This is a genomic window from Streptomyces sp. SPB074 (assembly GCF_000154905.1).
In the GTDB taxonomy this organism is placed as follows: domain Bacteria; phylum Actinomycetota; class Actinomycetes; order Streptomycetales; family Streptomycetaceae; genus Streptomyces.
In genome coordinates this window covers 6,507,462-6,521,249 of sequence record NZ_GG770539.1, presented here as the reverse complement: position 1 = coordinate 6,521,249, position 13,788 = coordinate 6,507,462, and the positions used below count along the sequence as shown (strand labels likewise).

10 protein-coding genes are annotated in these 13,788 nt (G+C 73.5%); 4 read left to right on the top strand and 6 right to left on the bottom strand.

What is annotated here, in order from left to right:
- From SSBG_RS27860 to SSBG_RS27835, 6 genes are all read right to left on the bottom strand, one after another.
- On the bottom strand, positions 1–861 hold an 861-nt coding region (locus tag SSBG_RS27860), incomplete at its 3' end, for a GNAT family N-acetyltransferase (RefSeq protein ID WP_037870787.1).
- 15 nt (positions 862–876) lie between these two features.
- Positions 877–3,138, bottom strand: a complete 2,262-nt coding sequence (locus tag SSBG_RS27855) for a hypothetical protein (RefSeq protein ID WP_037870786.1) — start codon at positions 3,136–3,138, stop codon at positions 877–879.
- On the bottom strand, positions 3,135–3,977 hold the full coding sequence (locus SSBG_RS27850) for an SDR family NAD(P)-dependent oxidoreductase (protein WP_008749386.1): 843 nt from the start codon (positions 3,975–3,977) through the stop codon (positions 3,135–3,137). Before SSBG_RS27850 ends, SSBG_RS27855 begins: the two co-directional genes overlap by 4 nt.
- 64 nt (positions 3,978–4,041) lie before the next feature.
- Entirely contained in the window at positions 4,042–4,878 is an 837-nt protein-coding gene (locus SSBG_RS27845; protein ID WP_008749385.1) for an amidohydrolase family protein, read from the bottom strand.
- Between the two features lie 62 nt (positions 4,879–4,940).
- Entirely contained in the window at positions 4,941–6,128 is a 1,188-nt protein-coding gene (locus SSBG_RS27840) for a mandelate racemase/muconate lactonizing enzyme family protein (RefSeq protein WP_008749384.1), read from the bottom strand.
- Positions 6,128–7,465: an aspartate aminotransferase family protein gene (locus SSBG_RS27835; protein WP_008749383.1), complete on the bottom strand. Its 1,338-nt coding sequence runs from the start codon at positions 7,463–7,465 to the stop codon at positions 6,128–6,130. The genes SSBG_RS27840 and SSBG_RS27835 overlap by 1 nt, the downstream gene beginning before the upstream one ends.
- 246 nt (positions 7,466–7,711) lie before the next feature.
- Between SSBG_RS27835 and SSBG_RS27830 the strand changes: the two genes are divergently transcribed.
- The 4 genes from SSBG_RS27830 (at position 7,712) to SSBG_RS27815 (ending at position 13,747) form a co-directional block, all read left to right on the top strand.
- Complete coding sequence (locus SSBG_RS27830) at positions 7,712–8,551, top strand: IclR family transcriptional regulator (protein ID WP_234010670.1); 840 nt, start codon at positions 7,712–7,714, stop codon at positions 8,549–8,551.
- A 680-nt stretch (positions 8,552–9,231) separates the two neighbouring features.
- Positions 9,232–11,034 (top strand): hypothetical protein, encoded by a 1,803-nt coding sequence (locus tag SSBG_RS27825; RefSeq protein WP_037872078.1) that lies wholly within the window; start codon positions 9,232–9,234, stop codon positions 11,032–11,034.
- 106 nt (positions 11,035–11,140) lie between these two features.
- Complete coding sequence (locus SSBG_RS27820) at positions 11,141–12,442, top strand: Gfo/Idh/MocA family protein (protein WP_008749380.1); 1,302 nt, start codon at positions 11,141–11,143, stop codon at positions 12,440–12,442.
- Positions 12,443–12,499: 57 nt separating this feature from the next.
- Complete coding sequence (locus SSBG_RS27815; RefSeq protein ID WP_008749379.1) at positions 12,500–13,747, top strand: extracellular solute-binding protein; 1,248 nt, start codon at positions 12,500–12,502, stop codon at positions 13,745–13,747.
- Positions 13,748–13,788 lie beyond the last annotated feature (41 nt).

Sequence of the window (13,788 nt, the reverse complement as noted above, 5' to 3'; positions counted from 1 at the left end):
TGGGGTGGTGAGGGGGCGGGTCATGCCGGTGCGGCGGGGGGTCGCGCGCGCCGTCGTGAGGAGCGCGGGCAGGTGGGGCGCGAGGGTGCCGGGGAGGTGGGCGCGGGCGTGGCGGTGGCCGGTCCGGCGGGCCTCGTGGGCGGCGGCGGTGAGGAGGCGGGTCAGGGTGGGGGTGTCGGCGGGGTCGGCGAGGGCCAGTTCCTCGACGGTCGCGGTGCCCGGGGTCGTGTGCGCGCGGAAGGTCAGGTAGCCGGTGGCGTCGGTGGTCAGGAGGGTCGTGGTGGTCGCCTCCGGGTACCAGGCGGGAACGCGGTGGTGCCAGTCGTCGGGGGTGCGGACGGTGGTGAGAGGGCGCGTCATGTCGTAGGCGGTGCGCAGCCGGGCGAGGGCGGGGAGGTCGGCGGCCGTCGCCGTGCGGACGCCGCCGGGTGAGCGAGGTGGCGCGGTGAGGGGGCCTTCCCAGGCGGGGGCCTCGTACGTGGTCCAGCCCGCGCCCTCGTAGACCCGGGGCGTGCCGGTGAAGAGGAGGGACCAGGCGCAGCCGTCCTCGGTCATCCGGGTCGCGGCGAGGCCGAGCATCCGGCGTACGTGTCCTCTGCCGCGTGCCTCGGGGAGTGTCGCGACGCCGCCGAGGCAGGCGGCGCGCGCCGCCGCGCCGCCGGGCGCGGTGCGCAGGGGCCGCGGCTGGTAGTGGAGCGCGGCGACGAGGCGTCCGGCCTCGGTCGTGACGAGGGTGCGGGCGTGCCGCTCCTCGCCGAGCGCCCACAGGGTCGCGACCGGGGCGGGGCCGAAGACCCGTGCCCACAGGGCGCGGAGCGCGGGTTCGTCGGCCTCGGTGGCGGTGCGGTGGAGGGTGGTCATGGGCTGCTCACAGGGCTACAGGAGGAGGTTGGCGGTCCAGCGGACGCGGGGGCCCTCCTCGGGGACGGCCTCGCGCGTGACGCCGTTCTCGGTGCAGTGGGCGTGGACGAGGGTGGAGTCGCCCCGGAAGGCCGCCGGTTCGAGGCGGAGGCGGCCGCCGTTCAGTTCGGCGCCCGGTGCCCTCCAGTGGTGGACGCCGGTGGTGAGGGCGGCGTGGGCCGTCGTGGCGGGGGCGGTGGAGCGCAGCGCGCCGAGGTGCCAGTGGGTGGCGGCGTCGGCGGGGCGGTGCGGGCCGGTCGTGAGGTAGGCGTGCCCGGCGTTGTCGCCGCCGAGGCGTGTGCCGCCGTCCAGGCTCAGCCGCTGGGTGCCCTCGGGGGCGTCGAGCACGAGGCCGGTGTCGTGCAACGCGCTGTCGCGCAGGCGCAGTTCCGGGCAGGTGACGGTGAGGGGCGCGGCGTCGGGGCCGCTGCCGCGCAGGGTGCAGGCGGTGAGGGCGAGGGTGCTCGTCCCGGCGAGGGTGTTGCCGTCGAGTCCGTCGATGACGCAGCGCGTGAAGTGCACGGGGGTGTCGACGGCGGAGTGGACGAGGACGCTCTTCGCGGGCGGGGCGAAGTGGCAGTCGGTGAGGGTCGTGGGGCGGGTGGAGCGCTTCGAGCGGCGGGTGAGCGAGAAGGTGACGGCGGTGCAGCCGCACAGTTGGGCGCCGTCGGCGTTGACGCTGAGGGTGCCGGCCTTGTCGAAGGTGGGGCGGGCCACGACGGTGACGTTGTCGAGCGTGAGGTCGGTGATTTTCGTGTCGGCGACGAACCAGGAGCACACGTGGTCGCGCACCGTGATCCGCTTGGCGGAGGTCCCCCAGGGTGCGCCGGAGTTGGCGATGTCCATGAGCCCGGAGTTGCCCTGGTAGAGCAGGTCGTGCTCGTACTGGCCGTGGGTCGTGAAGGGGTTGCCGCCGCTGTCGTCCCCGTCGCCGTGGCAGTTGACCACCTGGCAGTGGGCGGAGGCGGTGAGGTCGCTGAGGTGGCGGACGTTGCTGCTCGCGCAGTCGCTGACGCGGCCGTCGAGGCAGTAGATCTGCTGGGTGAGGTAGCCCGCGCCGCCGTACTCGACGGTGGGCGGGTTCTTGAGGGAGCAGCGTTCGGTGGTGAAGCGGGTGTTCCAGCGGCGCATCACGACGGGCCAGAAGGTGCCGGTGGCGTGGATGTCGCGGGCGTGGCAGTCCACCGCGTACTCGAAGGAGACGGGGTGCGAGCCGGTGTACTCGTCGTCCTTCGTACCGGTGTCCTCGCCCGCGCCGAGGAAGACGAGGTCGCGGACGGTGACGGAGTGGACGGGGCGGACGGGGACCCAGGTCAGCGCGCGTCCGGCGGGCAGTTCCCAGCCGGAGAGGTAGCCGACGCGGACGTGTCCGCTGTCGGGGATCTCGGTGATCTCCACGAGTTTCTGGAGTTCGCGTTCGTACGGGCCGCCGCCCGGTACGGGCGCGCAGGTGACGCTCCACCACTCGCCGACCGTGAAGACGCCGCTGTCGGGGACGGGGTAGAGGTCGGTGAGTTCCGGGACGCGGGCGGTGAGGGCGTGGGTGAAGGAGCGCCGGGGCTCGGTCGTGCCGGTGAAGGCGAACACGGCGCCGAAGGGGTTGTCGTGGGTGTTGCGCGCGATGCCGCCGGTGTGGACGGTGCGGCCGCCGAAGTCGAGTGTGAGGCGGGAGCGGGTGAAGGTGTGGCGGCGGCGGAAGAGGAGGTCGGTGTGGGCCTGGACGCGGGTGACCGAGGGATCGGCCGCCATCGCGTCGAGGGCGTCGTCGGCGGGGGTGCGGGGGCCGAGGACGCCGAAGGTGCGGAAGTCGACGGTGCCGTCGTGGACCTGGCGCCAGCGGCCCCGGCGGGGGCGCGCGGTGGGCGTGTGGACGAGGCCGCCGTCGGGTGTGTCGCTCGCTCCGGCCTCCCAGCGCAGGAGGGTGCCGCCGCCGTCGCCGGGGAAGCGGTAGCCGCTGGTCAGGGCGTGTTCGCCGTCGGTGAGCCCGTGCGGGGAGCGGTCGAGGAGGGCGGCGAGGGTGGGCCAGGCGCGGGCGGCGGGGGCCGCTTCGGGGGTACGGGCCTGGGCGGGCGCGGTCGTGGCGAGGAGGACCCCGGCGGCGAGCCCGGTCCCGGCGCCGGCGCGCAGGAGGTGGCGGCGGCTCGGGGAGGTGTGGCCGGGGTCTTCCGGGGCGAGGGGGCCGGACGCGGGTCTCTCCGGTTCCCCGTGGTCGTGCGAGGCGGTGGTTCCGGTGCTCATGGGGTCTCCGGGGGTGCGCTCTCGGTGGGGAGGCCGCTGCGGTAGGGCGGCATGAAGCGGGTGCGGGGCATCTGGTCGGCGAGGACGCCGCCGTCGACGAGGAGGTGGGTGCCGGTGACGTACGCGCCCGCGTCGGAGGCGAGGAGGAGCAGGGGGCCGGCGCACTCCTCGGGGCTCGCGTAGCGGCCGAGCGGGATGCGGGCGCGGTAGGCAGCCTCGAACTCCTCGTGGGCGAGCGGGAACGCGTCGTCGATGGGGGTGTCGACCATGCCGGGGGCGAGGGTGTTGACGGTGATGCCGTGCGGGGCGAGTTCGATCGCGAGGGTCTTGCTGAGGAGGTCCACGGCGGCCTTGGAGGCGTTGTAGTGGGCGAGGCCCGCCTCGGCGACGTGGGCGTTCTTCGACGTGATGTTGATGATGCGGCCGGGGACGCCGTCGGCGATCATGTGCTCGGCGAAGCGCTGGGAGAGGAAGAAGACGGCGTCCGTGTTGACCCGCATGACGTGCCGCCAGCTCGCGGGGGTGATGGTGTTGAAGCGTTCGAGGGCGGCGACCCCGGCGTTGTTGACGAGGATGTGCACGGGCCCGGCCGCCGCGCGCACGCGGTCGGCGAAGGCGGGCAGTTCCTCGGTGCGTGCGAGGTCCTGGGGGTGGAGCGCCGCGGTGCGGCCGGTGGCCCGTACGGCGTCCGCCGTCTCCTCCAGGCCCTCGGCGCCCGGCAGGTCCACGAGGAGGAGGTCGGCGCCCGCGTCGGCGAGGGCGAGCGCGAAGGCGCGGCCGAGGGCGCCGGCGGCTCCGGTGACGAGCGCGGTGCGCCCGGTGAGGTCGAATCGGTCCATGGGGGCTCCAGGGGTACGGGACCGGGCGCGCCCCCGGGTGAGGGGGCCAGGGGCGCGCCGGGGCTCAGGCGAGGCCGAGCAGGTCGAGTGCCGGGCGGTGGATGAGGGCTTCGACGGCGTCCTGGTCGAGCGGGTCGAGCCCCGGGATGCCCGGGACGCGGGCGATGCGGCGCAGGCCCTCGATGGAGTCGTTCACCGTCGTGAAGGGGTAGTCGCTGCCGAAGAGGAGCTTGTCCCAGACCCCGTAGTCCTGGACGAGCCGCAGGCTGTGCCAGAGCTGGAAGGGGCGGTAGTGCAGGGCGCTGATGTCCGCGTACACGTGCGGGTGCTTGCGGATGACGGCAATGCACTCGCCCTCGAAGGGGTGGCTGAGGTGTGCGAGGACCATGCGCAGCCCGGGGTGGCGGATCGCGACCCGGTCGAGGTGGCGGGGCATCGCGTATTCGAGGGGGGCCTGCGAGACGAAGGTGGTGCCGGTGTGGACGAGGAGCGGGAGGCCGTGCTCCTCGGCGTAGCCGAAGAGGTCGTCGTACTCGGGGTCGGCCGGGTCGAAGCCCGCGTACATCGGCATGATCTTGATGCCGCGCAGGCCCAGCTCCTGGTGCCCGTACCGCAGTTCCTCGCGCCAGCCGGGCTGTGTCGGATCGATCGCGAGGTACCCGATGAGCTGCTCGGGGTGCCGGGCGACGTACGCGGCGACGGCGGCGTCGTCCACCCACAGCCCGCTCCTGCGGGCCTTGCCGCCGACGACGACGGTACGGGTGCCGGGCGGGGCGCTCGCCGCGTACTCCTCGTACCGCACGGTCAGGTCGACCTCGCCCGCGTGGGCGCGCGCGGACTCGGCGCGGAAGGTGGCGTCGAAGTCGTGGCTGTGGCGGAACAGGTGGGAGTGGACGTCCACGACGGGCCCGGAGACGGCGGGGCCGGGGGGCGCCGCGGCGGGGCCCGCGGGCCGGGTGGTGCTCACGTACGGTTCCTCTTCTCCCAGCCCTCGGCGAACATGTTCCAGAAGCGGTGGCTGGGCGGGTGCTCCTCGAAGACCTCGTCCACGAGCTCGATGCCGAGCCCGGGCGCGGTGGGCAGCTCGATGTGGCCGTCCACGACGGGCAGGGCCCCCTTGACCGCGTCGAAGACGTACGGCTCCAGGAGGCCGTCGAAGGTCTCCAGGATCTGGAAGTTGGTGAGGCCGAGCACGGCGTGCACCGAGGCGGTCGTGCACAGCGGGGAGTTGGAGTTGTGCGGGGCGACGGTCATGCCGTGCGCGTCGGCCTGCGCGGCGATCTTGCGCAGCTCGGTGAAGCCGCCCGCCATGCTCAGGTCGGGCTGGACGATGTCGACGGCGCGGGTCGCGAAGAGCTGCTTGTACTCGTGCCGGTTGTGGAAGTGCTCGCCGCCGGAGATCGGGAAGGGGGCGCGCTCGCGCAGTTCGGCGTAGCGCTCGATGAGGGTCCAGGGCAGGGGTTCCTCGAACCAGCCGGGCTCGTAGGGGGCGAGCGCGTCCACGAGCTGTCGCGCGGTCCCGGTGCCGAAGCGGGCGTGGCCCTCGACGAAGAGGTCCACGTCGGGTCCCACGGCCTCGCGCACGGCGGCGACGAGCTCGACGCTGCGGCGCAGTTCGGCCTTCTCCAGGTGGTGGAGCCCGGCGCCGAAGGGGTCGAACTTGAGCGCCGTGTAGCCGCGCGCGACGGTCTCCCGGGCCTTCGCCGCGAAGATCTCCGGCTCGCGTTCGCCGGTGTACCAGCCGTTGGCGTAGACGCGGACGCGGTCGCGGGTCGCGCCGCCGGTGAGGCGGTAGACGGGGACGCCGAGGGCCTTGCCCATGAGGTCGTGCAGGGCCTGGTCCACGCCGGAGACGACGATGCCGCCGACGTCGCCGCCGCGCAGGAAGTCGCCCTGGTACATGCGCAGCCAGATCTCCTCGGTGTCGAAGGGATCGGCGCCGACGAGGTGGCGGTGGCCCATCGCCTCGGTGAGGGCGCAGGTCTCGCGGGGGCGGTAGGGGTGGGTGATCTCGCCGACGCCGGTGAGGCCCTCGTCGGTGTGGAGGCGGACATAGGCGAAATCGCGCCAGGCGGTGCCGAGCATGAGGGTCTCGACGCGGGTGATGCGCCCGGCGGGCCCGGCGGGACGGGTGGTGTTGACGGTGAGCATCAGCGCTGGGCTCCGCCCATGGTCGAGGTGTGGGCGAGGTCGGTGGGGGTGCCTTCGGCGAGCACGGTGCGCACGGCCTTCTCCGTCGCTTCGAGCAGCCGGTCGATGTCGTCGTCGGTGTGCGCGTACGAGACGTGGCTGCGCTTGAGGTTGAGCGGCAGCTCGAAGATCCCGTGGCCGGTGAGCGCGCGGCGTACACCGATGAAGCGCGCGGCGTCGTTGGCGAGGAGGTCGTCGTAAGTGAGCGGGGCGGGACCGTCCATGAAGTAGGTAACGAAGACGGAGCCGAAGCCGGTGACGACGGCGGGGACGTCCAGCGCGCGGTAGAGGGCGGCGAGTTCGTCGCGGGCGCGGGCGCCGAGGCGGTGGATGTGCTCGTGGACGGGTTCCTCGCGCAGTTTGCGCAGGGTGGCGCGCGCGGCGGCGACGACCTGGGGGTGCCCGTTGTACGTACCGGCGAAGAAGGCGGGGCCCCCGGGGCGGGTGCTGAAGAGGTCCATGAGGTCGGCCCGGCCGCCGAGGGCGCCGATGGGGGCGCCGTTGGCGATGGCCTTGCCGAGGGCGGTGAGGTCGGGGGTGATCCCGCAGATCTCCTGGTATCCGCCGAGGCCGTGGCGGAAGCCGGTGATGACCTCGTCGAAGACGAGGACGGTGCCGGCCTTCGTGCACTCCTCGCGCAGGGTGCGCAGGAAGGTGTCGGTGGGCAGGAGGGCGCCGACGTTGTGCGGGATGGGTTCGAGGATGACGGCGGCGATGTCGTCGCCGTGCTCGGCGAAGACGCGGCGCACCGCCTCGGGGTCGTTGAAGGGCAGGACGAGTGTCGCGTCGAGGACGGGGGCGAGGATGCCGGTCGACGTGGGGTCCTTCGTGCCGACCCGCTCGGGGGCGGAGATGACGTTGAGGCTCACGGCGTCGTGCCAGCCGTGGTAGCAGCCCTGGAACTTGACGACGAGGTCGCGCCCGGTGGCGGCGCGGGCCACGCGCAGGGCGTGGAAGGTGGCCTCGCTGCCGGTGCTGGTGAGGAGGACCTTCTCCAGCGAGGGGACGAGCGCGGTGAGTTCCTCGGCGAGGGCGACCTCGGCCTCGGTGACGCCGACGCCCGCGAGGGCGAGGGTGGTGCCGGCCTCGGCGGTCGCCGCCGCGACGTCGGGGTCGTTGTGGCCGAGCACGGCGGGCCCGAAGGCCGCGTGGTAGTCGGTGAACTCCCGGCCGTGCTGGTCCCAGAAGCGCGAGCCCCGGGTCCTGGTGATCACGAGGTCCGTGAAGCCGGGGATGCTGCGCTGGCCGCTGTTGACGCCCCCGGGTATGACCCGGCGGGCGCGTTCGGCGAGCGTCATGTGTGGTGCTCCTTGCGTCGATTGCTGTCGGCCGGAGGCCCGCTCTGCTCAGCGGGATTCCGGTGCCATCCGCCGCATTCGTCGCGATCGCTGTGCCGCCTGAGGCCCGGCGGTGACGCGCGAGCCGCATTATTAAGAACAGTGTTCTGCTATTCGGAACAGCGCGCTCAGCCTAGAACGGCCTGAATCCGACGTCAAGAGGTGTTCTCCGGACAGCACCTCAGGTACGGACTATCGTGTTCGGCTATGCAGAACAGTCAGCGAAAAGCTCCGGAGGCGTCGGCGGCGGCCGAGGCGGCGAAGTACTGGGTGAAGACAGTGGGGCGCGGCGCGGAGATCCTGGAGGCCCTCGCGGCCGGGGACCCCGGGCGGGGGCTGAGCGTCACGGAGGTGGGCAAGGCGTGCGGGATCTCCAAGAGCGCGGCCTTCGGCATCCTCCAGACGCTGCGGCACTACGGGATGGTCGCCGACGAGGGCGAGGGCATGAACCGCCGGTACCGGCTCGGGATGACGCTCGCCCGGCTCGGGGACCGGGCGAGGGCGCAGGTCTCGCTGCGGGACGTGGCCCGGCCGGTGCTCTCGCGGCTCTCGGAGGCGACGGGGATGGTGGCGCGGGTCGCGGTCCCCGAGGCGGGTCAGGCCGTCGTGATCGACCAGGTGGACCGGGCGGTGGGGCCGGGGCTCGACCTGCGCATGGGGACCCGGGAGCTGCCGCACTGCTCGGGGCTCGGCAAGGCGCTGCTCGCCGCGCTCCCCGAGGAGGAGGCGCGGGCGCTGCTCGCGGCGAGCGGGCTGCCGCGCAGGACCTCGCGCACCATCACCGACGAACCGACGCTCCTCGCCCACCTGCGCGACGTCCGGGCCTCGGGGTACGCCCTGGACGACGAGGAGGACGCGGACGGGATCTTCTGCATCGGGAGCGTGCTCAGGGACCACCGGGGCGAGCCCGCCGGGGCGATCAGTGTCACGGGGCTCAAACTGGACCTGCCGAGCTGGCGGTTCCAGGAGCTGGGGCGCCAGGTGCGGGACGCGGCGGGGGAGATCAGCGCGGCTCTCGGGTACGCGGCGGGAGGGACGGGGCGGTAGGCGTGGGGCGCCCGAGGGGTTGACCTCGCCCGCCGGGGGTGCTTAGGTACCGGCAATCCGGCGGGCCAGTGCCCGATCCGGGCCGTGACCGCTTTCTCGCCGGGCTGCTCTCCCGGAGTCACGGCGCGGGACCGAGGGTCCCGCTTCCCTCTTCGCCATCCGCCCCCGCTCGTACGGGCCCTGACGGCCTCCGTGCGCGCGGCAGTCGTTCGCCGCGGGAATGCACCACCTCACCAGCCGGTCCACCACCCGAGGTTGAGTCCCCCGTGAGCACTGCGTCCCGTCCTCCCTTCCCCGAACCACTCCCCGAACCCGGGGCCGAAGCCGAAACCCCCGGGCCCGGCACGGCCCGCCGCAGGCAGCTCCTGCGCGCGGGCGGCCTCGGCGGCCTCCTGCTCGCCGCGACCGCGGCCGGCACCGCCACCGCGTCGGCCGCGCCCGCCAAGGGCGCCCCCGCGCCCCGTACCGTCCCCGACGTAAAGGCCCTGCGGGCCCTCCCCTCGCACGTCCTCGCCCCCGGCGAGACCGTCCTCGTCACCGGCTACCGCACGCCGGGCGACGGCGGCGGGATGCTCCTGCGCTGGGACGCGAAGTCCGGCGCCGAGGACAACGGCGGCACCGTCCTCGCCCCCGGGAGCGCGCGGAAGAAGGGCCGCTGGCTGCGCCTGCACGACGGCGTCGTGGACCTCCGCTCCTTCGGCCTCTTCGGCCCGGACACACCGGCCGACGCCGCGCTCGACGCGCTCGTGAACGACCCGGCGGTGCACCGCGTCGAGGCGCACACCGACCTCAACTTCACGAAGCGGCACACCTTCGGCCGCTCGGGCATCGAACTCGACTTCGGCGGCCATCGCGTCACCACCACCGGCATCGAGCCGAACACGGACGACAACCCCTTCGGCGCCGTCCTCTACTTCAAGGGCAGGCGCACCGGGTCCGCCATCACGGCGAAGCTCTCGGCGCCCATGCCCGACCTCGCCGACGTCTTCGAGGTGCCCGACGCCGGAGCGTTCGGGGTCGGCGAGTGGTGGGCCGTCGAGATCGGCGCGAAGCCCGGGGGCGGACAGTACGAGAAGGAGGTGCAGCGCCTCGTCCAGGTGACGCAACGGGTAGACGGCACGCACATCCGCGTCAACTACAAGATCGGCTGGGACCTCGCGGCGGGCCGCACCTTCCAGTGGACGAAGATCGAGCCCGTGACCCGCAGCCACGTGCGGAACATGGTCTTCGAAGGGGTCCCGGACGCCGACCAGCTCTCCGGCTCCCACCCCGTCGCCTACGAGTACGCGGTCTCCTGCGACGTCTCCGGCATCGACGCGACCGGCACCTTCTGGCCCGTCGTGATGCGCCGCTGGTGCACGTACTTCCACACCTACCAGTGCCGGCTGAAGAACCCGTCCTCCGTGACGTGGGGCGGCGCGGGCTACCTCACCCAGCAGATCTACTGCCTGTACGGGCACGTCGAGGACTGCCACACGGCCAACGCCCGGCACCTCAACGACTGGACCGCGTCCGCCTACGGCTACGTGACCAACTGCCACGGCGACGGCGACGACCAGGGCCCCTTCGTCACGCACGGGCAGTTCGAGCACGATCTCGTCTACACCGGCAACTCCGGGCTCATGACGTTCGCCAACTCGGGGACGGCGTGGGGAGGCTCGGCGAAGCGGGTCAGTGTCCGGCGGCACGTGTGCTCGTGGTTCGTGGCGCGCGTCGCGGTCACCGACCTCACCCTGGAGGACATGCGGGTCATCGGGAACGCCCAGGAGGGCTCCGGGATGATCTGGGTCAACGCGGACGGCGCCCAGGTGCGCGGCTGCACCGCGTCGGGGCCGCTCGTGATCACGCAGGCGTCGAAGCGCTCGACGCGTCCCACCGTCGTCGCGGACTCCGCCTTCACCCTCGGCAAGGGCGCCGAGGTGACGGCGGCGAACGTGAGCGCGCCCGTGCACCTGGAGCGCGTCGCGCTCGACGGGCTCGACGGCGCCTCCTTCAAGGGCACCGGCCCGCTCGTCCTCGACACGTGCGCCTTCACCGGGAAGGCCGACGCGGCGCCGAGCACCTTCGCGCACTCCGCCGTGACGGTGCGCGGCGGCCGTCACCAGGACACCGGCCTCGTGCTGAACGGCGCGAAGGACCAGGAACTCGCGATCGGGGACGGCGCGGTGCTCGCCGGCACCAACGCGGCGGGGGCGCTGCTCTCCCGCGCCGGTGCCGAGGACCGCACCGTACGGTGGCGGCTCGGCGTCTGCACGAGCGAGCCGGCGGGCGACACCGCCCACATACGGCTCACCGCGGGCGTCAACGAGTACCTCGCCCAGGGCGCGGTCCTGCGCGGCGGCGGCATCGACCTCGCCGACGCGGCCTTCGCCAAGGGCTGGCTCCTGCACAGCGGCTGCGTCGAGGACGGCACCACCCGCACCCGGCTGCCCGCCGAGGGCGACCGCGTCCGCCACGAGGCCGGGAACCTCCTGCTCGGCTGAGCGGCCCCGGGCTCCGGCCCGGCGGGCGGCACCCCTCACCGGTGCCCCGCCGGGCCCGTGCCCCGCACCCCCTCCGCACCACCCCGTACCGCGAGGACACCTCACCATGACTGCTCCACTCCCCCGGCCCGAAGGGCCCGTGCGCGTCGCGCTCGCCGGCGCGGGCAACCGGGGCCTGACGTACACCGACTGGATCAACGCGCACCCCGGACAGGCGGTGCTCACCGCCGTCGCCGACCCGCTGCCCGCCGCGCGGGACCGCGCGGCGGCGGGCGCGACGGGACCCGTCGCGCGGTTCGGGGACTGGCGGGAGTTGCTGCCCGGGCCCGGCGGCGAGCGGATCGCGGACGCGGTGCTCGTGTGCACGCAGGACCGGGACCACGTCGAACCCGTCCTCGCGCTCGCCCGCGCCGGGTACGCGCTGCTCACCGAGAAGCCCCTCGCGCCGGGCGAGGCGGAGACCCGCCGCCTCGTCGAGGGAGTCCTCGCCGCCGGGGTGCCCTTCGCCGTGTGCCACGTGCTGCGGTACACGCCCTACACCGACCTCGTGAAGGGCGTCGTGGACAGCGGGGTGCTCGGCACGGTCACCGGCGTCGAGCACCTGGAGCCGGTGGGCTGGTGGCACTACGCGCACAGCTACGTGCGCGGGCCCTGGCGCAGCGAGGCGGCCTCCTCCCCGATGATCCTCGCCAAGTCGAGCCACGACCTGGACTGGATCTCCTACGTGACCGGCCGCCGCATCGAGACCGTCGCGAGCTTCGGCTCCCTCGCCCACTTCCGCCCCGAGAACGCGCCCGAGCACGCGGCCACGACGTGCCTGGCCTGCCCCTCCGCCGTCGAGTCCGCGTGCCCGTACTCGGCGCGCAAGCTCTACTACCCGGCGCTGCGCGCGACCGGCGGCGCCTGGCCCGTCAGCCACGTCACCGACCGGGCGCACGGGCCCGAGGACGAGGCGGTGCTGACCGAGGCACTGCGCTCGGGACCGTACGGGCGGTGCGTCTACCACGCGGACAACGACGTGGTGGACAACCAAGTCGTCGCGATGCGGCTGTCCGGCGGGATCACCGGGACGTTCACGATGAGCGCCTTCACCGAGCAGACGCACCGCCAGACCCGGATCTTCGGGAGTCACGGCTGGCTGCGCGGCGACGGCGAGCGGGTGACCGTGCACGACTTCCGCGACGACTCCGTCACCGTCCACGAGACGGAGGCGACCGGTTCCAACGCCGCCGAGGGCCACGGCGGCGGGGACACCGTCCTCATCGCCTCCTTCGTGGACGCGCTCGCCACCGGCGACCTCTCCCGCATCCGCTCGGGCCCCCTCGACTCCCTCGGCTCGCACCTCGCGGCCTTCGCCGCCGAACGCTCCCGCCACCGCGGGACCGTCGAGCAGGTCCCCGCCCACTGAACACCCCCGCGCCCCGTACCGCCGCCCCTCCCCCCGTACCGCCAGGAGAACACCGCCATGAGAATCCGCCGCAGCCTCGCCTGTACCGCCCTCGCCCTCACGACCCTCGCCGCGACCGCCGCCTGCGGCTCGGGCAGCGGTGGTTCGGGCAAGGGCACCGTCAACGCCTGGGTCTACCCCGTCATCACCGACGAGAAGGCCAACAAGGCGTACTGGGACGGCCTGGTGAAGGAGTTCGAGAAGAAGAACCCCGGCATCGACGTCAAGGTCTCCACCTACCCCTGGGCCAACCGCGACACCGCCCTCGCCACCGCGCTCTCCGCGAACAAGGGCCCCGACGTCGCCTACCTCATCCCCGACCAGCTCGCCGCCTACCAGCGCAACCTGGTGCCCGCCGACGAGTACCTGTCCGCCGCCGACACCAAGGCGCTCCGGCCCGCCGCGCGCGAGGCCGTCACCGTGGACGGCAAGGCCCTCGCGACGCCCGTCCTCATGTCGGCGTACCCGCTCCTGTGCGACAAGAAGGTCTTCGAGGCCGCCGGGCTCGCGGACCAGTACCCCAGCACGTGGGAGGACCTCGACGCCCTCGCCCCGAAGCTCAAGGCGAAGGGCTTCTACGCGACGAGCTACAGCGGCGACACGACCGCGACGCTCAACATGACCTTCTACCCGCTGCTGTGGCAGGCGGGCGGGGACGTCTTCGCCAAGGACAACAAGAGCGTCGCCTTCGACAGCCCGGCCGGCGTCAAGGCGCTGAGCTGGCTGCGGACGTACGTCCGGAAGGGGTGGGCGCCCAAGGACCTCGTCACCTCGACGCCGAAGATGGAGCAGACCGACCTCGCGAAGAACAAGGTCGCCTGCACGTGGCAGAACACCGCCGCCGAGGTCGCGCCCTTCTGGGGCGAGGACAACATCGTCGTGCGGCAGCCGCTCACCGCCGGCACGAGCGCCGCCTACGGCACCGTGGGCACCCTCGCCGTCTTCAAGGGCGGGGACACGAAGGCCGCCGGGAAGTGGGTGAGCTTCGTGAGCCGGGCGAAGAACAGCGCGGGACTCCAGAAGCCCGGTGGCTACTTCCCCACCCGCGAGGACGCGAGCGACCTCTACCCCGGTGACGCGCGCCAGCAGGAGACCGCGAAGGCGCTCGACGCCACGAAGGTCGGCCCGCTCGCGACCGCCGCGCGCGACGTCATGGGCTCGCTCGCCCCGGAGATCCAGGCCGCGCTGCTCGGCAAGAAGAGCCCGAAGGACGCGCTCGGCGCGGCGGCGAAGGCCGCGGACCAGGTCATCGCGCGCAAGCGCTGAGCGGAGCGGGGGCGGGCGGGCCACGCGCCCGTCCCCCGCCC

Excerpts from the sequence above, each read along its gene's own strand:
- SSBG_RS27850 (WP_008749386.1), bottom strand. The coding sequence starts at position 3,977 with ATGGACCGATTCGACCTCACCGGGCGCACCGCGCTCGTCACCGGAGCC.
- SSBG_RS27815 (WP_008749379.1), top strand. The coding sequence starts at position 12,500 with ATGAGAATCCGCCGCAGCCTCGCCTGTACCGCCCTCGCCCTCACGACC.
- SSBG_RS27840 (WP_008749384.1), bottom strand. The coding sequence starts at position 6,128 with ATGCTCACCGTCAACACCACCCGTCCCGCCGGGCCCGCCGGGCGCATC.
- SSBG_RS27835 (WP_008749383.1), bottom strand. The coding sequence starts at position 7,465 with ATGACGCTCGCCGAACGCGCCCGCCGGGTCATACCCGGGGGCGTCAAC.
- SSBG_RS27855 (WP_037870786.1), bottom strand. The coding sequence starts at position 3,138 with ATGAGCACCGGAACCACCGCCTCGCACGACCACGGGGAACCGGAGAGA.
- SSBG_RS27820 (WP_008749380.1), top strand. The coding sequence starts at position 11,141 with ATGACTGCTCCACTCCCCCGGCCCGAAGGGCCCGTGCGCGTCGCGCTC.
- SSBG_RS27830 (WP_234010670.1), top strand. The coding sequence starts at position 7,712 with ATGCAGAACAGTCAGCGAAAAGCTCCGGAGGCGTCGGCGGCGGCCGAG.